Here is a 23965-nt window from a genome sequence, read left to right as displayed (position 1 = left end):
TAAATAAGACAAATAAACAAAATAGATGAAAACCCTTTCAATAGAACTATTGACTGAATGCTCATTCATATTTTAATATAGAAGTAGGCATCGACAATCGATGGGAGTTCACGTAAACTTTGATTAAGGATTTATTGGAATATATTTTAAGGGGGAATCTCAATGGAGACATTGCTCATTGCAAACTGGATCTTATTTCTGGCTGTGACAATATACGCGGTTTATTTATTCATTTATTTGTTGAAGTCACGTTACGATTACATCCGTCTGGGGAAAAAAGTGGAGTTTGAGGACAATTTCAATGAACGCGTCCGCAAAGTCATGGTCAACGTTTTTGGCCAGAAAAAATTATTGAAGGATAAGAAAAGTGGGATAATCCACGTGATGTTCTTCTATGGATTCCTGCTGGTGCAGGCAAGTGCCATTGATTTTATTATCAAAGGCCTGTCACCGGGATCGCATTTGCCGCTGGGGCCACTCTATCCGGCATTCACGTTTTTCCAGGAAATAGTGACGTTGACAATTCTCGTCGCCGTTGTCTGGGCATTCTATAGAAGATATATTGAAAAATTGGTGCGTTTGAAACGCGGCTGGAAATCCGGTCTTGTGCTGATCTTCATCGGCGGTTTGATGGTTACAGTTCTAGTCGGTAATGGCGCCGGAATGGTATGGCAGGATCACCCGACAGCTTGGACGGAGCCTGTAGCTTCTGTATTCGCTATGGTTTTCGCAGGCCTTTCTGAAACAGTTGCAGCATCTATCTTCTATGTAATGTGGTGGGCGCATCTATTGTTCCTGTTAACATTCCTGGTGTATGTACCACAATCGAAACACGCTCACTTGATCTTCGGACCGGTCAACACATGGTTCCACCGCACCGATCACGTCGGCCGCTTGAAGCCGATTAATTTCGAAGAAATGGAAGAAGATGATGAAGATCCGGACGCAATGCCTTCATTCGGCGTCGGGAAAATCACTGACTTTACGCAAGGGCAAATGATCGACTTTTACGCCTGTGTGGAATGTGGACGCTGCACGAATATGTGTCCAGCAACCGGCACAGGGAAAATGCTGTCGCCGATGGATTTGATTACAAAACTTCGTGATAATTTGACGAACACGGGTGCCGTAATGACCCAGAAAAAACCGTGGGTGCCCGCAATGGCATTCGGCAACACGCAAGGAAACCAGCTGGCAGTAGCTGCCGGCGCGGAAGGCATCTCAATCGATGACCTTTACAGCCCAAGCCTGATCGGCGACGTCATCACAGAAGAAGAAATCTGGGCTTGCACAACTTGCCGTAACTGTGAAGATCAATGTCCGGTTATGAACGAGCACGTCGATAAAATCATTGACCTTCGCCGTTACCTGGTAATGACTGAAGGGAAAATGGACAAAGATGCTCAGCGCGCGATGACTAACATCGAAAAGCAGGGGAATCCTTGGGGCCTTAACCGCAAAGATAAAGAAAACTGGAGAGATGCGCGTGAAGACGTTCATATCCCGACTGTCAAAGAAATGAACAAAGCCGGAGAAGAATTCGAATTCCTGTTCTGGGTCGGTTCAATGGGCTCATTCGACAGCCGTTCTCAGAAAATCGCGCTGTCATTTGCCCGTCTGATGAACGAAGCGGGAGTGAAATTCGCAATTCTCGGCAATAAAGAAAAGAACTCCGGAGATACGCCGCGCCGTCTTGGCAACGAATTCCTGTTCCAGGAACTTGCGACAGCGAACATCAAAGAGTTTGAGAAAGCGGATATCAAGAAAATCGTCACAATTGATCCGCACGCATACAATATCTTCAAAAACGAATACCCGGATTTTGGCTTCCAGGCTGAAGTCTATCACCATACCGAAATGCTGTTTGAATTATTGCAAGAAGGCAAGCTGAAACCGCAATACCCAGTCAATGAAAAAATCACGTTCCATGACTCCTGCTACCTCGGCCGCTATAACGATGTTTACGACGCACCGCGTGAGATTTTGAAATCGATCGAAGGCGTCGAACTTGTTGAAATGGTCCGGAACCGCCAGGATGGAATGTGCTGTGGCGCCGGTGGCGGATTGATGTGGATGGAAGAAGATGCCGGACACCGCGTCAACGTTGCGCGTACCGAACAGGCACTCGAAGTCAGCCCGACAATGATTTCTTCCGGTTGCCCGTACTGCCTGACGATGCTGTCAGACGGCACGAAAGCGAAAGAAGTTGAAGAAACTGTGGGAACTTACGATGTTGCCGAACTTCTTGAAATGTCCATCTTCGGCAACGAAACACCGATGCCAGAGGAACAGATTGTTCAGTAAAGATTGCTAAAATGACGAAAATTCTATAAGATGAAAGATAAGATGAGGGAGTGTAAAAGCTCCCTTTTTTCCTGACTACTTGTCGAGCGAGCGTTCGGTCACCGGCTTGGGAGCATATTAATTTTATTTTTTTAAATAACTTGCAAACGTTTACAAAACGGGAGGAGAATTTATTATGGCAAAAACAGTTATCATCGATGGCGCGCGTACAGCATTCGGAAAATTCGGAGGCGGGCTGAGCTCATTGACTGCCAGCGACTTAGGTGCGGCCGCGATCAAAGAAGCGATGAACCGCGCGAAAGTTCAACCGGAAGATGTTCAGGAAGTGATCATGGGCAACGTGCTGCAGGCGGGGCAGGGCCAAATTCCTTCAAGGCAGGCAGCTTACAAAGCCGGCATTCCTTACAACGTAAAATCGGAAACAATCAATAAAGTCTGTGCATCCGGACTTCGTTCCGTGACACTGGCGGATCAGATCATCCGACTGGGCGACGAAGATTTAATCGTTGCCGGCGGAATGGAATCAATGTCGAATGCGCCGTATTATCTGCCGAAAGCCCGCTGGGGACTTCGCATGGGCGATGCGCAAATGATCGACGGAATGGTTCATGACGGTTTGTCGTGTTCATTCCATCCTGACAAAGTCCATATGGGCACATACGGAAACTCGACGGCTGAAGAACATGGATTGACGCGTGAGCAGCAGGATGAATGGTCTGCCCGTTCACATGATCGCGCAATCAAAGCAAGAGGCCATTTCGCTGAAGAAATCACACCGATTGAAGTGAAACAGCGTAAAGGCGACCCGATCCGCGTTGACCAGGACGAAGCGCCGCGCGAAGGCACCACTGCAGATGGACTTGCAAAATTAAAACCGGCATTCGGCAAAGACGGCACGATTACAGCGGGCAACGCACCGGGGATCAACGACGGAGCAGCGGCACTCGTTTTAATGAGCGAAGAGCGTGCGCAAAAGGATGGCAAAACGCCACTCGCTTACGTGCTGTCTCATACAGAAGTGGCAGTTGAACCGCACCGTTTCCCCGAAACGCCAGGTCTTGTCATCAATGATTTATTGAAGAAGACCGGTAAATCATTGGAAGAAATCGACCTTTTCGAAATCAATGAAGCATTTGCGGCAGTCGCATTAGCGAGCTCGAAAATCGCCGGATTGGATGCTGAAAAAGTGAACGTCAACGGCGGATCTGTCGCACTTGGCCACCCGATTGGCGCTAGTGGCGCGCGTATTATCCTGACGCTTGCATACGAATTGAAACGCCGCGGCGGCGGAATCGGCATCGCGGCGATCTGCTCAGGCGGCGGACAAGGCGACGCAGTCATGATCGAAGTTCCGAAGGAGGCAAAATAAGAATGGCAATTCAAAACGTAATGGTGATCGGAGCCGGCCAGATGGGCTCCGGCATCGCGCAAGTCTGCGCACAGGCAGGATTTAATGTGAAATTGAATGATATGAAACAGGAAGCATATGAGCGAGGAATCGCCAATATTACGAAGAACCTTTCGCGCAGCGTCGAAAAAGGGCGGATGACGGAGGATGAAAAAACAGCGGTTCTCGGCCGCATCACAGCTTCACTGGATTTGAAAGATGCCCATGACAGCGACATCGTCATCGAAGCGGCTGTTGAAAATATGGAAATCAAACACACGATTTTCAAGACGCTTGATGAAGTAGCGCCAAAACACGCAATATTGGCCACGAATACGTCGTCATTGCCGATTACGGAAATCGCAGCTGCGACGAACCGTCCGGAGCAGGTAATCGGCATGCATTTCATGAACCCGGTGCCGGTGATGAAACTGGTCGAAATCATCCGCGGTCTAGCGACAACGGATGAAGTGTATAAAACAATTGAAGAAATGACGTTGAAATTATCGAAAACACCAGTGGAATGCAACGACTTTCCAGGTTTCGTTTCCAATCGGATCCTGATGCCGATGATCAATGAAGCGGTGTTTACGCTGCAAGACGGCGTCGCGACAAAAGAATCGATCGACAGCATCATGAAGATGGGCATGAACCATCCGATGGGCCCGCTTGAGCTGGCTGATTTTATTGGCCTGGATACCTGTCTTTATATTATGGAAGTTCTGCATGAAGGTTTTGGCGACAGCAAATACCGCCCAAGCCCATTATTGCGCCAGTACGTGAAAGCCGGTTGGCTTGGCAAGAAAACAGGACGCGGATTCTACGAATACAATTAATCAAGGAGGAACCCGCAATGGATTTACATTTTACAGATGAACAAAAAATGATGCGCAATATGGTACGCGATTTCGCAAGAGAAGAAATTACGCCTTTTGTTGAAAAGATGGAAGAAGGCGAATTTCCGCGGGAAATATTGAACAAAATGGCTGGGCTCGGCTTGATGGGCATCACAGCGCCTGAGAAATACGGCGGCTCGGAAATGGATTTTACATCTTACATCACGGCCATCCACGAATTATCAAAAGCGAGCGGCGTCATCGGCGTCATCCTGTCCGTCCACACTTCAGTCGGAACAAATCCGATTTTGAATTTCGGTACGGAAGAGCAAATCGCCAAATACGTTCCGAAGCTTGCGAGCGGGGAATACCTCGGCGCATTCTGTCTGACAGAACCTGGCGCCGGATCTGATGCCGGGAGTTTGAAAACGAGAGCGGTCCGTGACGGCGACGACTTTGTATTGAACGGATCCAAAGTGTTTATCACAAACGGCGGGGAAGCGGATACCTACATCGTCTTCGCTTCGACGAAACCGGAATCCGGTTCGCGCGGCATCTCGGCTTTCATCGTCGAGAAAGATTATCCGGGCCTGATCATCGGCAAGGATGAGAAGAAAATGGGGATGCACGGTTCCCGCACGGTGCAATTGACGTTCGACAATATGCGTGTGCCGGCTGCAAATCTGCTGGGCCAGGAAAATAAAGGCTTCTCAATCGCCATGGCCAACTTGAACGTCGGCCGCATCGGTATCGCGGCTCAGGCACTCGGCATCGCTGAAGCGGCTTACGAGTATGCGGTTGGCTACGCGAAAGAACGCGTACAATTCGGCAAGTCGATCGCGCAGCAGCAAGGCATCGCCTTCAAGCTGGCGGATATGGCGACACAGGTCGAAGCAGCGAAATTATTGGTTTACAACGCGGCCAGCCTTTATTCCGAAGGCAAAGATTGCAATAAAGAAGCGTCGATGGCGAAACTTTACGCATCCAAAGCAGCAATGGACGTTTCGATTGAAGCGATCCAGGTTTATGGCGGCTATGGCTATACGAAAGATTATCCGGTGGAGCGGCTGTTCCGCGACGCGAAAGTGACGGAAATCTACGAAGGCACCAGTGAAATTCAACGCATCGTTATCAGCAAGCAATTATTAAAATAGCAGGGGGAAAATGACAATGAATTTTAAACTAAGCGAAGAACATGAAATGATCCGTAAAATGGTGCGCGATTTTGCAAACAAAGAAGTGGCACCGACAGCAGAAGAGCGTGACGAAGAAGAACGTTTTGACCGTGAAATATTCGACCAGATGGCGGAGCTTGGCCTGACGGGTATTCCGTGGCCGGAAGAGTACGGCGGCATCGGTTCCGATTATTTGGCATATTGCATCGCAGTTGAAGAATTGTCCCGCGTTTGTGCATCAACCGGCGTCACACTTTCCGCACATACGTCACTTGCCGGCTGGCCGGTATACACGTTCGGAACAGAAGAGCAGAAGCAGCAATATCTTCGTCCGATGGCGGAAGGCAAGAAAATTGGTGCATACGGTTTGACTGAACCTGCGTCCGGTTCGGATGCGGGCGGCATGAAAACAAGCGCCAAAGAAGACGGCGACCACTACATTTTGAACGGTTCGAAAATTTTCATCACAAACGGCGGCATTGCGGACATCTATATCGTCTTTGCAGTAACTGATCCGAATTCAAAACACAAAGGGACGACTGCGTTCATCGTGGAAAGCGATTTCGAAGGATTCTCTGTCGGCAAGAAAGAGAAGAAACTCGGTATCCGTTCAAGCCCGACAACTGAAATCATTTTCGACAATTGCCGCGTGCCAAAAGAAAATATGCTTGGCGAACTTGGCCAGGGCTTTAAAATCGCAATGCAGACGCTTGACGGCGGACGCAACGGCATCGCTGCCCAGGCAGTCGGAATTGCACAAGGTGCAATGGACGCTGCTATTGGCTACGCAAAAGAACGTGAGCAATTCGGCAAGCCGATTGCCGCGAACCAGGGGATTTCATTTAAATTGGCAGATATGGCGACTTCAATCGAAGCTTCACGCCTGCTGACTTACCAGGCTGCATGGCTCGAGTCGAATAAATACTCGTACAGCAAAGAATCCGCAATGGCGAAATTGATGGCCGGCGACACAGCGATGAACGTTACTGTTGAAGCGGTTCAAGTGTTCGGCGGTTACGGCTATACGAAAGATTATCCGGTTGAACGCTTTATGCGCGACGCGAAAATTACGCAAATCTACGAAGGCACACAGGAAATCCAGCGTCTGGTCATTTCCCGTATGGTCACAAAATAATCGGAGGCAGGCCTATGAATGAAAAGCGTGCAATACAGTCTTCCGTTAAAGATGAAAGCCTGATCGAAAAGCGCCGGGCGCAAATGATCCGCGGCGCTGTCACGCTTTTTAAAGAAAAGGGCTTTCACCGGACAACGACAAGGGAAATCGCCAAAGCGGCCGGATTCAGCATCGGCACATTATATGAATACATCCGCACAAAAGAAGATGTTCTCTATCTTGTTTGTGACTCGATTTATGATGAAGTGCATTCGCGCCTCGCTACAGTCGATATGGAAAATGGTTCGTGGGATGTGCTGGTTACGGCACTTGAACATTATTACGGCTTGATCGACGAAATGCAGGATGAATTCGTCGTCATGTATCAGGAGTCGAAATCGTTGCCGAAAGATGCACTGGAATATGTGCTGGAAAAGGAAACGGAAATGGTTTCGTTGTTCGAGCGCCTGTTGACGGAATGCGCCGAGCGAGGACAAGTGGATCTGACGCCAAAGGAAATCGTGTTGGCGTCTCATCATTTATTCGTCCAGGGCCAAATGTGGGCATTCCGCCGCTGGGCACTGCGCGATTTCACCATTGAAGAATTTATCACGATGCAAACGAAATTCCTTCTGCAGGGGATGGCAGGAGAAAAAATCTCGATAACAGGGGGCTACTAATAAATGGCTACAATCCAGGAAACAAAAACGTATCAGCCGAAAAACCATATCCGTTTTGTAACGGCATCCGCGTTGTTTGACGGCCACGATGCGTCCATTAATATTATGAGAAGAATCTTGCAGGCAACTGGTGTGGAAGTGATCCATCTGGGACACAACCGCTCTGTTGAAGAAGTGGTAAACGCGGCGATCCAGGAAGATGTGCAGGGAATTGCGATTTCCTCTTATCAGGGCGGCCATGTGGAATACTTCAAATATATGCACGATTTGCTGCAGGAAAAAGGCGCTCCCCATATCCGCATTTACGGCGGAGGCGGAGGCGTAATTTTGCCGCGCGAAATCAAGGAACTTCAAGACTACGGCATTGCCCGCATTTTCTCTCCGGAAGACGGCCGCAAAAAAGGCCTCCAGGGAATGATCACGGAAATCGTCGAAGAATGTGATTTCTCGACGGTCAAAGAGGGTTATGATTTGAAAAACCTGGCTCCAGAAAATCCGGTCACAGTGGCGAACTTGATCACTGCCGCAGAAGAAGCGCATACCCGCGGCGGCGATACAGCCGAATTGATGGACAGTGTCAAAAAAGGATCGAAGAATACACCGGTTCTTGGCATTACAGGAACGGGCGGAGCGGGAAAAAGCTCTCTGACGGATGAATTGATCCGCCGTTTCCTGACAGAACTGCCGGGCAAAAACATCGCGATCCTGTCGATCGACCCGACCAAACAAAAAACAGGCGGGGCGCTATTAGGCGACCGCATCCGCATGAACGCCATTTTCAATAAGCGCGTCTTTATGAGAAGCCTTGCAACGCGCGGCTCGCGCACTGAACTGTCCGCAGCTCTCGGTGATGTGATCGATGTGGTCAAAGCTGCCGGTTTCGATTTGATTGTCGTTGAAACGAGCGGAATCGGGCAAGGCGATGCCGAAATCGCCAACTTCTCGGACGTGTCGATGTACGTGATGACAAGCGAGTTCGGGGCTCCGTCTCAACTCGAAAAAATCGATATGATCGATTATGCAGATTTAATTGTCATCAATAAATTCGAGCGCAAAGGTTCTGAAGACGCATTGCGCCAGGTGCAAAAGCAGTTCCAGCGCAGCCATATGCGTTTTGAAGAAGATTTGGATAAAATGCCGGTGTATGGCACCATTGCCAGCCAGTTTAACGACAAAGGAACAAACTCCCTGTTCGCGGCATTGGTTACTGCTGTCAACGAAAAATGCGGAACAGACTGGGAAACGGATTATGAAAAATTCGCGAAAACCCAAAAAGAGAATTTGATCATTCCGAATGACCGCCGTTATTATTTGCGTGAATTAACGGATGCTGTCCGCGGCTACCATGCCAAATCGAAAGAGCAGTCCGACTTTGCGCGCCGCCTGTTCCAATTGGAAGGTGCCATCGACGAAGTGAAGAAAAATGCACCGGATGATGCATTGGTCAAATCGCTCGAATCACTTGCAGAAGGCGTGAAGGATCAATTGACGAACGAGTCAAAACGCATTCTTGAAAACTGGAACGAGCTGAAAGAAGCCTATGCGGGCGACGAATTCGTGACGACTGTCCGCGACAAGGAAATTCGGACGATCTTACGCACGCCGAGCTTAGCCGGCTTGAAGATTCCGCGCGTCGTCTTGCCGAAATTCGTTGATTACGGTGAAATCCTCAGCTGGGTCTACGCAGAAAACGTACCGGGTTCATTCCCTTATACGGCCGGCGTATTCCCATTCAAACGGGCTGGAGAAGATCCAAAACGCCAGTTTGCAGGTGAAGGAACACCGGAACGCACGAACAGACGATTCCATTATCTGTCAAAAGATGATGATGCCAAACGTTTGTCGACGGCATTCGATTCCGTGACGCTTTACGGCGAAGATCCGGATCACCGCCCCGACATTTACGGAAAAGTGGGCGAATCAGGTGTTTCCATCTGTACGCTCGATGATATGAAGAAATTGTATGACGGCTTTGACCTTTGTGCACCGTCAACTTCCGTCTCCATGACGATCAACGGTCCGGCTCCAATCATCCTTGCGATGTTCATGAACACCGCAATTGATCAGCAGGTCAAATTGAATGAAGAGAAATTCGGCCGTCCGTTAACGATGGAAGAATTCACCGAAGTCCGTGAAACGACGTTACAAGTGGTGCGCGGAACTGTTCAGGCGGATATCTTAAAAGAAGACCAAGGGCAGAATACGTGCATCTTCTCAACGGAATTTGCGCTGCGCATGATGGGCGATATCCAGCAATACTTTATTGACCACAAAGTGCGCAATTATTATTCCGTGTCGATTTCGGGCTACCACATTGCCGAAGCGGGCGCGAACCCGATTTCACAACTGGCATTCACGTTATCAAATGGTTTCACTTACGTGGAATATTATTTGAGCCGCGGCATGAACATCGATGATTTTGCACCGAACTTGTCGTTCTTCTTCTCGAACGGCCTGGATCCGGAATACACGGTCATCGGACGGGTGGCAAGACGCATCTGGGCAATCGTGATGCGCGACAAATACGGTGCCAATGAACGCAGCCAGAAACTGAAATATCATGTTCAGACATCCGGCCGCAGCCTGCATGCACAGGAAATCGACTTTAACGATATCCGCACGACGCTTCAGGCATTGATGGCGCTGCAGGATAACTGCAACTCGCTGCACACGAATGCATACGACGAAGCCATCACAACTCCGACTGAGGAATCTGTCCGCCGCGCAATGGCGATCCAGATGATCATCACGAAAGAGCATGGTTTGTCGAAAAACGAAAATCCGCTGCAGGGCGCGTTCATCATCGAAGAAATGACGCAACTTGTGGAAGAAGCGGTCATGCAGGAATTCGACCGCATCAACGACCGCGGTGGCGTTCTTGGCGCGATGGAAACGCAATACCAGCGCGGCAAGATCCAAGAAGAATCGATGTATTACGAAATGAAAAAACACACAGGCGAATTGCCGATTGTTGGGGTCAACACATATTTGAACCCGAACCCGCAATCGGACGATGACATCAACGCGATGGAAATCGCCCGTGCCACAAAAGAGGAAAAAGAAGCACAGATTGAGAAATTGCGTGCCTTCCAGGACCGCAATGACTCGGACGAAGCTCTTGAGCGCTTGAAACAGGTCGCCAAAACCGGCGGCAACATCTTTGAAGAATTGATGGAAACTGTCAAAGTGGCAAGCCTTGGCCAAATCACCACGGCATTATACGAAGTCGGCGGCCAATATCGCCGGAATATGTAAGTTTTAAGTGAAGAACTCGTTTGCATCCCGTGCAAACGGGTTTTTCATTTTCCCGAAAGCTATTCGATAAATTCTGGAAACTCAGTTATAATAGAAGGAAACTGTCAGCAGGCCATAAAGGATGTTTTCAATCATGCCGAAATATGCGAATTACCTGATAATTATAATCTGTATCATATTGACCGTTTTCCTGTACAATAGAGCACTGGGTTCAATTCCTTTAATCATTCTATCGCTGTACCTATTCTATTATGGGTGGAAGGAACTGGGGAAAAGAAAAAACAAGTCACGGTAGCGGACTAGAGAGACTTTGTATATAATGAATTAAGTTAAGAGAGAAGAAGGGACGTGGGCTAATTGAAATTACGCGAATTATCCAAAGAAGAACTGATCGAAGAGTCGTTTGTAGACTTAACATATGCATTATTGGCTGAAACCCATGAAACAAAAACATATCCGCAAATCGTCGAGGAAATTGAAGCGTTGCTGGGCCTTTCAAAAGAAGACATGAAAGCGCGCCTTGTGCAATTCTACACGGACATGAACATTGACGGACGCTTCCTGATCCTGGGTGAAAACCGTTGGGGCCTTCGTGAATGGTATCCAGTGGAGCAGATCGAAGAAGAATCTGCACCGACTGTCAAAGCCCGCAAGAAAAAAGCAAAAGTGGCGGACGATGAAGAATTCGAGGACATGGACCTTGAAATGGAAGATGAACTCGATTTCGATGATTTCGACGAGGACGAAGAAGATGAAGACGTCACGCCTAAACTCGGCGAGGAAGTGGAAGTCATCGATTTTGATGCGGAAACGGACGAAGACGAGGACGAAGAAGACGTGGATGTGCTGGTCGAAGACATTGATGGCAATATCATCGATGAAGACGACGATGAAGATGATGACGAAGAAGAAGAGTCCAAGTAATCAGAACATTTTTTTACCTTGACTTTAATCGCTGTACTGGATAAGATTTTATTGGGCTCCTTAAAACAGGAGAAATGATTCGTACAGTTAATGCGCTCCCTCTGCACGCAGCAGGAGGGGCGCTTTTTATTTTTGCATGGTAAGATTTTCTTTAACAAGTCGCTTCGGCGCTTTGGACAAAGCTCCCGCTATAAGCCGAGAAAAGCACTCGTCTTATAGCTCCGCTCAGTCCGGAGGCGCGCCGTCGCTGAGAGAACTCTTTAGAGATATGGAGCAAAACAGCGAAGACGCCCAGGGGTTCAAGCGAAGTGCTGAGATCCACTCGGGCGAAGTGAAACGAGACCGAGTTAGCTCAGCGCGAGCCCCCAGGCAAGCGAAGCTGTTTTGCGGAATATCGGCTATTACAAATTATTATTTCAAAACATCATGTTAGTATTACTTATTTTTTTCAAAAATCGAGGAGGAAACAGGCATGACAAAGTATATTTTTGTTACAGGCGGTGTAGTATCATCGCTCGGAAAAGGAATCGTAGCCGCTTCACTTGGGCGTTTATTGAAAAACAGAGGGTTGAACGTCACAATCCAGAAATTCGATCCATACATCAATATTGATCCGGGAACGATGAGCCCTTATCAGCACGGCGAAGTTTACGTTACCGATGACGGTGCGGAAACGGATCTGGATCTGGGCCATTACGAGCGTTTCATCGACATCAACCTGAACAAATACTCGAACGTGACGACGGGGAAAGTCTATTCGACAGTCATCCAAAAAGAGCGCCGCGGCGATTATCTTGGCGGAACAGTTCAAGTAATCCCGCATATCACCAATGAAATCAAAGACCGCTTGTTGCGCGCAGCGAAAACGGCCAAAGCGGATGTTGTCATTACGGAAATCGGTGGAACAGTAGGGGATATCGAATCCTTGCCATTCCTGGAAGCGATTCGCCAGATGAAATCCGACCTGGGCCGCGACGAAGTCATGTACGTCCACTGTACATTGATCCCGTACCTCGGTGCCGCGAAGGAAATGAAAACGAAACCGACGCAGCACAGCGTCAAGGAATTGCGCAGCTTGGGCATCCAGCCGAACCTGATCGTCGTGCGCACAGAACATCCAGTGCCACAGGACATGAAAGATAAAATTGCTCTTTTCTGCGACATCAAAGCCGAAGAAGTCATCGAATCACGCGACGTCGATGTCATCTATGAAATGCCTCTTCGTTTGCAGGAACAGCATATGGACCAGATCGTGTTGGATCATTTCGGCATTGAAGCGCCGGAAGCGGACATGACGGAATGGACAGGACTTGTGGAAAAAGTGAAGTCCCTTAAGAAAACCGTACGCATCGGACTCGTCGGCAAATACGTTGAGTTGCAGGATGCCTACATCTCTGTTGTGGAATCCTTGAAACATGCCGGCTTTGCTTTTGATTCGGAAATCGAAGTCGATTGGATCAACGCCGAACACATCAATGCTGATAATGCTGCAGAGAAATTGAAGGATTGTGACGGCATTCTTGTTCCTGGTGGATTCGGAGACCGCGGCGTTGAAGGCAAAATCGTTGCAACGAAATACGCTCGCGAAAACAATGTGCCATTCTTCGGTATTTGCTTAGGCATGCAACTGGCGTCTGTTGAATTTGCGCGCAGCCTGATGGGAATGGAAGATGCGCATTCTTCAGAGCTGAATCCGAAAACATCATACCCGGTCATCGATTTATTGCCGGAACAAAAAGACATCGAAGACCTTGGCGGCACGTTGCGTCTTGGACTATATCCTGCGAAGTTGCAGGAAGGATCGAAAGCCTTCGAAGCATACGGCGAATCGCTGGTGTATGAACGCCATCGCCACCGTTACGAGTTCAATAACGAATACCGCGAACAATTCGAAAATGCCGGCTTCATCTTCTCGGGCACAAGCCCGGATGGCCGTCTTGTAGAAATCATCGAACTGGCGGATCACCCGTGGTTCGTGGCATGCCAATTCCACCCGGAATTTATTTCACGCCCGAACCGCCCGCAGCCATTGTTCCGTGAATTTGTACGAGCATCGATAGCTAATAAATAAAATGAAAAACCTTTCCGGCATCATCTGCCGGAAAGGTTTTTTTCATTTTAATAGGCTGCTTCATCCATCATTTCATCCATTATCAATTTGATGTTGTGGTAGACATAGAGAGCGGCCATTGCGTGCAGACCGCCTTTGTCGATGCCGAGCGACAGCATTGCATCGGGAAGGTCGCTTTCTTTTGTTGCTGTACAGAGCATGGCGAAAGGGATGGCAGCATCAGACAATCTGCCTGCGAGTTCGTCCCCTTCATCTTTCTTTGCTAAAATGAAGACACGGTCGGCGCTGGTCACATAGCTTTCGGGTTGCCACTCGCGAGCGGCTGGCAGCGGTTCGTCTCCATCAAGCGCGACAGTGCACACGGCTTTCATTTCACCAAATGCAGCAAGATAAATTGTGCCTTCACTGACTGCGGCCTGGGCAAGGAGACGCGCAATGTCTTCAATTGTATTTTCCTGCATTGCGATTTGTTCGAAAAGAATGGATAATTGTGTAGACAGCTTTTTCAAATCTCTCACCTCAAAAAAAGTATAGCAGAAGCTGAAGGACCGATGCGGGACAGGGAGGTATCATCATGAAAACGATTTTGATAGTGGACGACCAGCCGGGGATCCGGATGTTGCTCGAGGAAGTATTTTCGAAAGAAGGATTCCGGACGCTGACGGCCGGCAACGGACGGGAAGCGCTGACTGTTTTTGAAGCGGAGCGGCCGGAACTGGTCCTGCTGGATATGAAAATTCCAGGAATGGACGGCATTGAGATATTGAAACGGATGAAGCAGGAATGTGTGGGGGTTCAAGTTGTCATGATGACCGCCTATGGTGAACTCGATTTAATCGAAGAAGCGAAAACCTGGGGAGCCGTTCGCCATTTCACTAAACCGTTCGATGTATTTGAATTGCGCGAGACTGTAAAGAATTTGTTAGACGACTGACACACTAGGAAGTGGCGGTCAGGCACAGTTTTTGTTATGATAGGGAAGGTATTTGCTTTATTTAGTCGCTGAGGAGGAAGTTTGTCATGGCATTGGTTTCAATGAAAGAAATGATGATAAAAGGTAAAGAAGAAGGATATGCAATCGGCCAGTTCAATTTGAACAACCTGGAGTTTACACAGGCAATCCTGCAAGCTGCACAAGAAGAGAATTCTCCAGTAATTTGTGGAGTATCTGAAGGGGCAGCCCGTTACATGGGTGGATTCACAACTGTAGTAAACATGGTAAAAGGCTTAATGCATGATTATAAAATTACGGTGCCCGTGGCAATCCATTTGGACCATGGTTCAAGCTTCGAGAAATGCAAAGAAGCGATCGATGCCGGGTTCACTTCAGTCATGATTGATGCATCACACCATCCATTTGAAGAAAACATTGAAATCACGAAACAAGTTGTGGAATACGCACATAAAAATAATGTTTCCGTGGAAGCGGAACTTGGCACTGTCGGCGGCCAGGAAGACGATATTATCGCTGATGGCGTAATTTATGCCGATCCACAGGAATGCAAACAATTAGTCGACGCGACAGGTATTGATTGCCTGGCTCCGGCACTAGGCTCGGTTCACGGCCCTTACAAAGGCGAACCGAATCTTGGCTTTAAGGAAATGGAAGAAATTTCGCAGCTTTGCAATATGCCGCTGGTTCTTCATGGCGGCACAGGAATTCCGCTCAAAGACATTCAACGTTCCCTGGGACTTGGAACAGCGAAGATCAATGTCAATACGGAAAGCCAAATCGCTTCAGCACTAGCAGTCCGCGAAGTATTGGACAACGATAAAGTTGTCTACGACCCGCGTAAATACATGGGACCTGCACGCGAAGCAATCAAAAACACAGTAATGGGCAAAATGCGCGAGTTCGGAAGTTCCAATAAAGCGTAATAATGCAGAATGAAAATAGATGGAAGAGAGAAGAAGCGATAAAAAAAGCGCCTTCTCTTTTTTCCGTACTACAGGAGGAAAATATTAATGAAATTTTTTATTGATACAGCAAACTTTGACGAAATTAAAGAAGCACATTCATGGGGCATCCTTTCGGGTGTCACAACAAATCCATCGTTGGTGGCAAAAGAGAAAAATGTTTCTTTCCATGACCGCCTGAAAGAAATCGCGGCTTTGGTCGACGGTTCAATCAGCGGGGAAGTTATCGCGCTGGATGCGGAAAACATGATCAAAGAAGGACGCGAACTGGCTGCGTTGGCACCAAACATCACGGTGAAATTGCCGATGACTCCGGACGGTTTGAAAGCTTGTGCGGTTCTTGCTGGAGAAGGTAAAAAAGTCAATGTTACATTGATTTTCAGCGCAAACCAGGCACTTCTTGCAGCACGCGCTGGTGCGGCATACGTATCACCGTTCCTTGGCCGTCTTGATGACATTGGCCATAACGGCATGGATCTGATCGCAACGATTGCAGAAATTTTCGCAATCCACGACATTGATTCTGAAATTATCGCTGCATCGATCCGCCACCCGCAACACGTGACGGAAGCGGCTTTGAATGGCGCGCATATCGGCACAATGCCGATCAAAGTAATGGAACAAATGTTTAAGCACCCGTTGACGGACAAGGGAATTGAAGCGTTTTTGGCTGACTGGGAAACACGGACAGGAAAATAAATTTAATGTGGAAAACCGAGTCCGGAATGTATAAGGCAAACTGGGCCAATCGGACTTTTTCGGCAACAGGGGAGATTGGCAAACAGCCGTTTCCTCCTGCCGTAAAAGTAGGATAAAGGAGAATTATGATGGACGTTTATAAAATTACAGGCGGCAATCGCCTGTCTGGGACGATAAAAGTCAATGGAGCAAAAAATAGCGCGGTGGCTTTAATACCCGCATCGATTTTGGCGAATTCACCTGTTCAGATTGAAGGTTTGCCTGGCATTTCTGATGTATGGACTTTAAAGAACATTCTTGAAGAAATTGGCGGCGAAGTGAGCTTTGAAGATGGCATAATGAATATCGATCCAACAAAAATGATCGATATGCCGTTGCCGAATGGCAATGTGAAAAAGCTTCGCGCTTCCTACTATATGATGGGAGCAATGCTTGGCCGTTTCAAACATGCAGCTATCGGCTTGCCGGGCGGCTGTTTCTTGGGGCCGCGTCCAATCGATCAGCATATCAAAGGCTTTGAAGCCCTTGGTGCAAAAGTTACGAACGAGCATGGAGCCATTTACCTGCGCGCAGATGAACTGCGTGGGGCAAAAATCTACCTCGACGTTGTATCAGTAGGTGCCACTATCAATATCATGCTGGCGGCTGTGTTGGCGAAAGGCCAGACGACAATTGAAAATGCCGCAAAAGAGCCGGAAATTATCGATGTCGCGACGCTCTTGACCAATATGGGTGCGAAAATCAAAGGTGCCGGCACGAACATCATCCGCATCGACGGCGTGGAAGAATTGCACGGCACCAATCACACGATCATTCCTGACCGGATTGAAGCTGGAACATTTATGATCCTTGCTGCGGCAGCGGGAGATGGCATTACAATTGATAACGTCATTCCTTTCCATATGGAAGCCCTGACCGCAAAATTGCGTGAAATGGGCGTTGATGTGCAGGAAGGCGAAGAATCGATTCACATTCCAAAACCTGAAAAACTACAGGCCATCGATGTGAAAACATTGGTGTACCCTGGATTTGCCACGGACCTTCAGCAGCCATTTTCGGTTCTGATGACGCAGGCAGAAGGCTCGTCAATGATTACAGATACGATTTATTCGGCACGATTCAAGCATATCGATGAATTGCGCCGGATGAACGCGAGCGGCCGTGTCGAAGGAAGAGCGGCCATCATCACCGGTCCGACGCCGTTGACTTCTGCCACAGTAGTGGCTTCAGATCTTCGTGCAGGAGCCGCATTGGTCATTGCCGGTCTTCTCGCTGATGGTGAAACGGAAATCCGCGAAATTTACCATATTGAACGCGGCTATTCGGAAATCGTTGATAAATTGCGCGGTTTGGGCGCTGACATCCGGAGAGAGACGATTGATCCGGTGGCAAGTTCGATGTCAGACCTCAGTACTGACGCCAATTAACTCGTTTTTGCGTTAACAATATATGTTATAATAATAGGGACATATAGTTATATAAAGCTGAACGGGAGGCACGTATATTATGGAACGAAGTTTATCGATGGAATTAGTGCGTGTGACAGAAGCGGCAGCTATCGCTTCCGCAAAATGGATGGGCCGCGGCCTGAAAAATGAAGCGGACGATGCAGCAACAACCGCTATGAGAACCGTATTCGATACAATTCCGATGAAGGGTGTCGTCGTTATCGGCGAAGGCGAAATGGACGAAGCTCCGATGCTTTATATCGGCGAAGAGCTTGGAACTGGCGTTGGACCTGAAGTGGATGTGGCAGTAGACCCGCTTGAAGGTACGAATATTGTGGCTGCCGGGGGCTGGAATGCGCTGGCGGTTTTGGCGATAGCCGACCGCGGTAATCTGCTGAATGCACCCGACATGTATATGGATAAAATTGCAGTCGGTCCCGAATCAGTGGGAAAAATCGACATCAATGCACCTGTCATTGATAATCTGCGTGCTGTGGCAAAAGCCAAGAACAAGGATATCGAAGATGTGGTGGCTACGGTTTTATTCCGTGAACGCCACGCAGATATCATCCAGCAGATCCGTGATGCCGGTGCGCGCATCAAACTCATCAATGATGGGGATGTAGCGGGAGCCATCAACACGGCGTTTGATGAAACTGGCGTCGATATTCTATTCGGTGCCGGCGGAGCCCCTGAAGGAGTTATAGCTGCTGTAGGCTTGAAATGCCTCGGCGGTGAGCTTCAAGGAAAACTTCTGCCACAAAATGAAGAAGAAAAGCAGCGTTGCATCGATATGGGCCTTGACGTCGATAAAGTTCTGATGATGGACGACCTTGTAAAAGGCGACGATGCAATTTTTGCGGCGACAGGTGTCACTGATGGTGAATTGCTGCGCGGTGTTCAGCTGAAAGGCGGCTTTGCAGAAAGCCATACGCTGGTCATGCGCGCGAAATCGGGCACTGTCCGCTTTGTGGAAGGGCGCCATAGCCTGAAGAAAAAACCAAATCTCGTTATGCATGACTAAGAATGATCTTCAAATTGAGTCCGGCGTAAAAGCCGGGCTCCTTCTTTACAATCTTCCGAATTTCTATCTATTATAAGTTGAATAAAAGGATTAGTATTTGTAATCGCTTCGGCGCTTCGGACAAGCCTCCCACAATAAGCCGAGAAGAGCACTCGTCTTATTGCTCCGGTCGGCATTCGCCTGCTCCTAAGCCGCGCCGGCGCTAGGAAAGTGGCTTTGTCTGAGAGAGTATCTTAGATATGGAGCAAAACAGCGAAGACGCCATGGGGAGCAGAAACGGAGTTGGCTTTCCAACTTCGTTTCGACGAAGTGCGAGATCCACTCGGCGGATAAAACCGTGCTCCTGCATCGCTGCGCTGCTTCGTCGCAAAGACTTAGCCTCGCCCGCTTCGGCTAATGTCTTCGAAGCTGTTTTGCGGAATATCGGCTACCACGGATTCTTAATTCAACTTATATAACCCCGTACTTCATTTCCAAAAAATATAAATAAGAGTGGTGTCCTGATACATGTCAACGATTACAATTTCCGCTTTAGAGAATATGACTTTGAAAGAACTTTATGATTTAGCAAAAGAATACAAACTGAATAATTACAGCAAATTGACCAAAAAAGAACTGATTTTCGCGATTTTGAAAACCCGCGCCGAACAGGAAGGCTTCTTCTTCATGGAAGGTGTTCTTGAAATCATCCAGTCAGAAGGCTTCGGTTTCCTGCGCCCGATCAATTATTCGCCAAGCTCACAGGACATTTACATTTCGGCTTCCCAGATCCGCCGCTTTGACTTGCGAAATGGAGATAAAGTGTCGGGCAAAGTCCGTCCGCCAAAAGAGAACGAACGTTATTTCGGTTTGCTGCAAGTTGAAGCCGTAAACGGGGAAGATCCGGAAGTTGCCAAAGAACGCGTCCATTTCCCAGGACTCACACCCTTGTATCCGGATCGCCATATCCGCTTGGAAACTTCACATCATCACCTGTCCACACGCATCATGGATTTGGTGTCGCCGGTCGGATTCGGCCAGCGCGGTTTGATTGTGGCACCGCCAAAAGCAGGGAAAACAATGCTGCTGAAAGAAATTGCCAATTCGATTACGACCAACCATCCCGAAACGGAATTGATCGTACTGCTGATTGATGAGCGTCCGGAGGAAGTGACGGATATCGAACGTTCAGTGGATGCAGATGTGGTTTCTTCCACATTTGATGAAATTCCTGAAAATCACGTGAAAGTTGCAGAATTGGTGCTGGAGCGCGCGATGCGTCTGGTGGAACACAAACGCGATGTTGTGATCCTGATGGATTCTATTACCCGCCTTGCCCGTGCATACAATCTGGTGATTCCGCCAAGCGGCCGAACTCTTTCCGGGGGGATTGACCCTGCGGCGTTCCACCGTCCGAAACGATTTTTCGGTGCGGCACGCAATATTGAAGAAGGCGGCAGCCTGACAATCCTCGCGACGGCGTTAGTTGAAACGGGTTCACGCATGGACGAAGTGATTTACGAAGAATTTAAAGGTACCGGAAACATGGAGCTTCATCTCGACCGAAGCCTGGCCGAGCGCCGTATTTTTCCTGCCTTGGACATTCGCCGTTCAGGTACCCGTAAAGAGGAATTGTTGATTGGCAAACAAGAGCTTGATAAGCTTTGGACCATTCGCAAAACCTTCTCGGATACTCATGACTTCGCCGAACGTTTCCTGAAAAAATTGAATCAGACGGAGACGAACGAAGAGTTTTTTGAACAGCTGACAACTGAAATGAAAGTCCATCGCTCATCGAAAAAGATGATTTAATTTCTTGCAAAAAGACTTCAATCTTGTTAATATAGTATCAGTGAGTCAAACCAAAGCTATTGCATATACGGTCTCAAGAGCCGTGTAAGGCAATAGTAAAATAGATTAAACTCTGTTCCGGATGGTTCAGGGCGAGAGGAGAAAAAACCATGAAAACAGGAATTCACCCAGATTACAAACAAGCAACAGTAACTTGCTCGTGCGGTAACTCTTTTACAACAGGTTCTGTAAAAGAAAACATCAGCGTTGAGCTTTGTTCTGAATGCCACCCGTTCTACACTGGACGCCAGAAATTCGCATCTGCTGATGGACGCGTTGACCGTTTCAACAAAAAATACGGTCTTAAAGAAGAAATCAACGGCGAAGAACAGTAAAAAAATACCTGCCTTGCGCGAAATCGCCGGGCAGGATTTTTTTTTGCCAATTTCCCGTCAACTCCCGTACATATAAGAATTAAATGCAGTAATAACTGATGAAATTAGGTATTATTAATAGTAACCAAGCGTTTGAAAGGGGTCCCTAAAATGTATGTTATGAAACAGACAGGCTGGGTCGAATTGATTTGCGGCAGCATGTTTTCCGGCAAGTCGGAAGAACTGATCCGCCGCGTTCGCCGTTCACAATTCGCCAAGCAGAAAATCGCAGTATTCAAACCTAAAATCGACGACCGCTTCAGTGAAGAGGCGGTAGTTTCGCATAATGGAACAACTGTCATCGCATTGCCGATTTCCCATTCAGAGGAAATGTGGACCTATATCACAGATGAATTTGATGTGATAGCAATCGATGAGGCGCAGTTTTTCGATGACGGCATCATTGAAAACGTTCAAAAACTTGCCAATCACGGCTTCCGCGTAATCGTGGCCGGGTTGGACCAGGATTTCAGAGGATTGCCGTTCGGGCCGATGCCTTCACTGCTGGCGATTGCTGAACAAGTGACAAAGTTGCAGGCAGTCTGCACCGTGTGCGGATCACCCGCAAGCCGCACGCAACGCCTGATTGACGGCAGACCGGCCGGTTCAGACGACCCAACAATTCTGGTAGGCGCATCGGAAGCATACGAACCAAGATGCCGCCATCATCACGAAGTGCCAACAGGCGTTACCGTTTCCGAATAAAAACGTATCGTATATAATATATATAAGTTGAATTAAAGAATTAGCATATATTTCCCGTATTGGACTGAGCCAAGATTATGCTCCTGCGTAAGCTCGTCTTTTGCTTCGACTCCATAGCCAAGTGTTGGCCGAAAGTAGTTCGGCCGACGCTTTGCGACGAAGCTAGCGAAGCGATGCAGGAGCACGGGTTTTGGCAAGCGAGCTGTTTTGCGGAATATCGGTTATTAAATTCTACTTATAATAGAAGAAAACCAAAATAGTAAGAGGAAATTGAGGTGACGGCGATGTTTGATCGCTTGCAAGCTGTTGAAGATCGATACGACCGTTTAAATGAATTATTAAGTGACCCTGCGATAGTCAGTGACACCAATAAACTGCGTGAGTATTCCAAAGAGCAATCCGACCTGCAGGAAACGGTTGAAGCTTACCGCGAATACAAAGACCTGTCAGCGCAATTGGCTGAAGTAAAAGCGATGTTCGAAGACAAGATGGATGCGGACACACGTGAAATGGTCAAAGAAGAAGTGAACGAACTTGAAGAAAAAGTGAAAGCGATTGAAGAGCGTCTCCATGTTTTATTGATACCGAAAGATCCGAACGATGACAAAAACGTAATCATGGAAGTGCGCGGAGCAGCAGGCGGTGACGAAGCAGCCTTGTTTGCCGGCGATCTATACCGCATGTATACCCGCTACGCAGAATCACAAGGTTGGAAAGTGACCGTTATGGATTCATCTCCAACAGGTCTCGGCGGCTTTAAGGAGATTGTTTTCATGATTTCCGGAAAAGGTGCTTATTCCAAGATGAAATTCGAAAACGGTGCACACCGCGTGCAGCGTGTCCCGGAAACAGAATCAGGCGGACGTATCCATACGTCAACCGCAACGGTGGCGTGTTTGCCGGAAGTCGAAGAAGTGGAAGTCGAAATCCATGATAACGATATCCGTGTGGATACGTATGCTTCTTCCGGCGCCGGCGGACAATCGGTCAACACGACGATGTCAGCTGTCCGTTTGACGCATCTTCCGACCAACACTGTCGTAACGTGTCAGGATGAAAAATCACAGATTAAGAACAAAGCAAGTGCGATGAAAGTGCTTCGCGCGCGTGTCTACGATAAATTCCAGCAAGAAGCTCAGGCGGAATATGACGCTGTCCGTAAATCAGCCGTTGGAACAGGTGACCGCTCGGAACGAATCCGGACTTACAATTATCCGCAGAACCGCGTAACGGATCACCGCATCGGTTTGACCATCCAGAAACTGGACCAAATTCTGCAAGGCAAAATGGATGAAGTAATTGACGCATTGACGATTGAAGAACAATCTGCAAGAATGGAAAGCTTAAACAATGCGTAAAACCGATAAAATTTTTGAGGCCCTTAACCGGGCTTCTTCTTATTTACTGGACAATGGCCGCGAGGAAGCAGCCGCAAGAATTCTGCTGCAGCATGTGCTGGGGATGACTCAGGCCGGTCTTTTGGCTTCGCTGCGGGATAATATCGATGACAGCGACAAAGAAAAATTCTGGAATCTGATCGAACAGCACGCCACAGGCACGCCCGTACAGCACTTGACGGGTTCTGAAGAGTTTTACGGCCGGCAATTCGCTGTCAACGCAGATGTATTGATTCCGCGGCCGGAAACAGAAGAGTTGATCGAAGAAACATTGGAGTTGATCCAACGGCACATTGCGACTCCATCTCCGGCCATCGCAGACATCGGGACGGGGAGCGGAATCATTGCCATTACGATGAAAAGTGAAATACCCGACGCCAAAGTGACAGCAACCGACATCTCGCAATCAGCTTTAGCTACAGCCGAAAAGAATGCGCAGCTGCTGGATGCCGATATCGATTTCAAACTGGGTGATTTACTGGAACCGATTAAAGGGGAGAAATGGGATATCATCCTGTCCAATCCACCCTATATCGCCCATGCGGAAGCGGAATCCATGTCGGACAGTGTGAAAGATTTTGAACCGCATTCGGCTTTATTCGCCGACCAGGAAGGGCTCGCGCTGTACGATCGGATGATGGCAGACCTGCCGGATTTGATCAATAAACCCGGAATTATCGGCTTTGAAATTGGACACACACAAGGACAGGCTGTGGAAAAGATGCTGAAAAACGCCTTTCCAGACGCCAAAACCTTTGTTAAAAAAGATATCAACAAAAATGACCGGATGGTTTTCTGTATCATTACCTGACTTGTGCACAATTT

At 48.2% G+C, this 23965-nt stretch carries 20 protein-coding genes; 19 read left to right on the top strand and 1 reads right to left on the bottom strand.

The features are described from left to right. The first annotated feature begins 162 nt into the window (after positions 1–162). The 9 genes from DHX103_RS04300 (at position 163) to DHX103_RS04260 (ending at position 13746) form a co-directional block, all read left to right on the top strand. Entirely contained in the window at positions 163–2304 is a 2142-nt protein-coding gene (locus DHX103_RS04300) for a (Fe-S)-binding protein (RefSeq protein WP_422124037.1), read from the top strand. A gap of 175 nt (positions 2305–2479) precedes the next feature. Further along, entirely contained in the window at positions 2480–3673 is a 1194-nt protein-coding gene (locus DHX103_RS04295) for an acetyl-CoA C-acetyltransferase (RefSeq protein ID WP_422124036.1), read from the top strand. Positions 3674–3675: 2 nt separating this feature from the next. Beyond that, the gene (locus DHX103_RS04290) at positions 3676–4527 is read left to right on the top strand and encodes a 3-hydroxybutyryl-CoA dehydrogenase (protein ID WP_422124035.1); all 852 of its coding nucleotides are present in this window, start codon (positions 3676–3678) and stop codon (positions 4525–4527) included. Between the two features lie 17 nt (positions 4528–4544). Then, complete coding sequence (locus DHX103_RS04285) at positions 4545–5681, top strand: acyl-CoA dehydrogenase (RefSeq protein WP_422124034.1); 1137 nt, start codon at positions 4545–4547, stop codon at positions 5679–5681. Positions 5682–5697: 16 nt separating this feature from the next. Then, complete coding sequence (locus tag DHX103_RS04280) at positions 5698–6837, top strand: acyl-CoA dehydrogenase (protein ID WP_422124033.1); 1140 nt, start codon at positions 5698–5700, stop codon at positions 6835–6837. A 14-nt stretch (positions 6838–6851) separates the two neighbouring features. Then, complete coding sequence (locus DHX103_RS04275; protein WP_422124032.1) at positions 6852–7496, top strand: TetR/AcrR family transcriptional regulator; 645 nt, start codon at positions 6852–6854, stop codon at positions 7494–7496. A gap of 3 nt (positions 7497–7499) precedes the next feature. Continuing rightward, a complete protein-coding gene (gene icmF / locus DHX103_RS04270) occupies positions 7500–10751 on the top strand; it encodes a fused isobutyryl-CoA mutase/GTPase IcmF (RefSeq protein WP_422124031.1) in 3252 nt (1083 codons plus the stop codon). A gap of 357 nt (positions 10752–11108) precedes the next feature. Further along, on the top strand, positions 11109–11675 hold the full coding sequence (gene rpoE, locus DHX103_RS04265) for a DNA-directed RNA polymerase subunit delta (protein ID WP_422124030.1): 567 nt from the start codon (positions 11109–11111) through the stop codon (positions 11673–11675). 472 nt (positions 11676–12147) lie between these two features. Further along, positions 12148–13746 (top strand): CTP synthase, encoded by a 1599-nt coding sequence (locus DHX103_RS04260; protein ID WP_422124029.1) that lies wholly within the window; start codon positions 12148–12150, stop codon positions 13744–13746. 47 nt (positions 13747–13793) lie between these two features. On the opposite strand, the gene DHX103_RS04255 is transcribed toward DHX103_RS04260, so the two are convergent. Then, complete coding sequence (locus DHX103_RS04255; RefSeq protein WP_422124028.1) at positions 13794–14255, bottom strand: DUF2529 family protein; 462 nt, start codon at positions 14253–14255, stop codon at positions 13794–13796. Between the two features lie 62 nt (positions 14256–14317). Here DHX103_RS04255 and DHX103_RS04250 point away from each other — a divergent pair, with 62 nt between their 5' ends. The 10 genes from DHX103_RS04250 to prmC all read left to right on the top strand — a co-directional run bounded on the left by DHX103_RS04250 (position 14318) and on the right by prmC (position 23951). Next, complete coding sequence (locus tag DHX103_RS04250; RefSeq protein WP_422124723.1) at positions 14318–14680, top strand: response regulator; 363 nt, start codon at positions 14318–14320, stop codon at positions 14678–14680. An 86-nt stretch (positions 14681–14766) separates the two neighbouring features. After that, positions 14767–15624 carry a class II fructose-bisphosphate aldolase gene (locus tag DHX103_RS04245; RefSeq protein ID WP_422124027.1) on the top strand — a complete coding sequence of 286 codons (858 nt, stop codon included), beginning with the start codon at positions 14767–14769 and terminating at the stop codon, positions 15622–15624. A gap of 87 nt (positions 15625–15711) precedes the next feature. Further along, positions 15712–16362 carry a fructose-6-phosphate aldolase gene (fsa, locus tag DHX103_RS04240; RefSeq protein WP_422124026.1) on the top strand — a complete coding sequence of 217 codons (651 nt, stop codon included), beginning with the start codon at positions 15712–15714 and terminating at the stop codon, positions 16360–16362. 128 nt (positions 16363–16490) lie between these two features. Then, positions 16491–17789 (top strand): UDP-N-acetylglucosamine 1-carboxyvinyltransferase, encoded by a 1299-nt coding sequence (locus DHX103_RS04235; protein ID WP_422124025.1) that lies wholly within the window; start codon positions 16491–16493, stop codon positions 17787–17789. A gap of 79 nt (positions 17790–17868) precedes the next feature. Further along, on the top strand, positions 17869–18834 hold the full coding sequence (glpX, locus tag DHX103_RS04230) for a class II fructose-bisphosphatase (protein ID WP_422124024.1): 966 nt from the start codon (positions 17869–17871) through the stop codon (positions 18832–18834). 507 nt (positions 18835–19341) lie between these two features. Beyond that, positions 19342–20625 (top strand): transcription termination factor Rho, encoded by a 1284-nt coding sequence (rho, locus tag DHX103_RS04225; protein WP_422124023.1) that lies wholly within the window; start codon positions 19342–19344, stop codon positions 20623–20625. Between the two features lie 149 nt (positions 20626–20774). After that, entirely contained in the window at positions 20775–20999 is a 225-nt protein-coding gene (gene rpmE / locus DHX103_RS04220; protein ID WP_422124022.1) for a 50S ribosomal protein L31, read from the top strand. 150 nt (positions 21000–21149) lie between these two features. Next, positions 21150–21743 carry a thymidine kinase gene (locus tag DHX103_RS04215; protein WP_422124021.1) on the top strand — a complete coding sequence of 198 codons (594 nt, stop codon included), beginning with the start codon at positions 21150–21152 and terminating at the stop codon, positions 21741–21743. Between the two features lie 284 nt (positions 21744–22027). Further along, the gene (prfA, locus tag DHX103_RS04210; protein WP_422124722.1) at positions 22028–23101 is read left to right on the top strand and encodes a peptide chain release factor 1; all 1074 of its coding nucleotides are present in this window, start codon (positions 22028–22030) and stop codon (positions 23099–23101) included. After that, entirely contained in the window at positions 23094–23951 is an 858-nt protein-coding gene (gene prmC / locus DHX103_RS04205) for a peptide chain release factor N(5)-glutamine methyltransferase (protein ID WP_422124020.1), read from the top strand. Before prfA ends, prmC begins: the two co-directional genes overlap by 8 nt. Positions 23952–23965: the final 14 nt, after the last annotated feature.

Origin of the sequence: Planococcus daihaiensis, assembly GCF_049262615.1 — a bacterium.
Taxonomy (GTDB): Bacteria; Bacillota; Bacilli; order Bacillales_A; family Planococcaceae; genus Planococcus.
Note: the sequence above shows the minus strand (reverse complement) of the source record. Positions and strands in the feature narration are given on the sequence as shown.

Excerpts from the sequence above, each read along its gene's own strand:
- DHX103_RS04300 (WP_422124037.1), top strand. The coding sequence starts at position 163 with ATGGAGACATTGCTCATTGCAAACTGGATCTTATTTCTGGCTGTGACA.
- DHX103_RS04295 (WP_422124036.1), top strand. The coding sequence starts at position 2,480 with ATGGCAAAAACAGTTATCATCGATGGCGCGCGTACAGCATTCGGAAAA.
- DHX103_RS04290 (WP_422124035.1), top strand. The coding sequence starts at position 3,676 with ATGGCAATTCAAAACGTAATGGTGATCGGAGCCGGCCAGATGGGCTCC.
- DHX103_RS04285 (WP_422124034.1), top strand. The coding sequence starts at position 4,545 with ATGGATTTACATTTTACAGATGAACAAAAAATGATGCGCAATATGGTA.
- DHX103_RS04280 (WP_422124033.1), top strand. The coding sequence starts at position 5,698 with ATGAATTTTAAACTAAGCGAAGAACATGAAATGATCCGTAAAATGGTG.
- DHX103_RS04275 (WP_422124032.1), top strand. The coding sequence starts at position 6,852 with ATGAATGAAAAGCGTGCAATACAGTCTTCCGTTAAAGATGAAAGCCTG.
- icmF (WP_422124031.1), top strand. The coding sequence starts at position 7,500 with ATGGCTACAATCCAGGAAACAAAAACGTATCAGCCGAAAAACCATATC.
- DHX103_RS04260 (WP_422124029.1), top strand. The coding sequence starts at position 12,148 with ATGACAAAGTATATTTTTGTTACAGGCGGTGTAGTATCATCGCTCGGA.
- DHX103_RS04245 (WP_422124027.1), top strand. The coding sequence starts at position 14,767 with ATGGCATTGGTTTCAATGAAAGAAATGATGATAAAAGGTAAAGAAGAA.
- fsa (WP_422124026.1), top strand. The coding sequence starts at position 15,712 with ATGAAATTTTTTATTGATACAGCAAACTTTGACGAAATTAAAGAAGCA.
- DHX103_RS04235 (WP_422124025.1), top strand. The coding sequence starts at position 16,491 with ATGGACGTTTATAAAATTACAGGCGGCAATCGCCTGTCTGGGACGATA.
- glpX (WP_422124024.1), top strand. The coding sequence starts at position 17,869 with ATGGAACGAAGTTTATCGATGGAATTAGTGCGTGTGACAGAAGCGGCA.
- rho (WP_422124023.1), top strand. The coding sequence starts at position 19,342 with ATGTCAACGATTACAATTTCCGCTTTAGAGAATATGACTTTGAAAGAA.
- rpmE (WP_422124022.1), top strand. The coding sequence starts at position 20,775 with ATGAAAACAGGAATTCACCCAGATTACAAACAAGCAACAGTAACTTGC.
- DHX103_RS04215 (WP_422124021.1), top strand. The coding sequence starts at position 21,150 with ATGTATGTTATGAAACAGACAGGCTGGGTCGAATTGATTTGCGGCAGC.
- prfA (WP_422124722.1), top strand. The coding sequence starts at position 22,028 with ATGTTTGATCGCTTGCAAGCTGTTGAAGATCGATACGACCGTTTAAAT.
- prmC (WP_422124020.1), top strand. The coding sequence starts at position 23,094 with ATGCGTAAAACCGATAAAATTTTTGAGGCCCTTAACCGGGCTTCTTCT.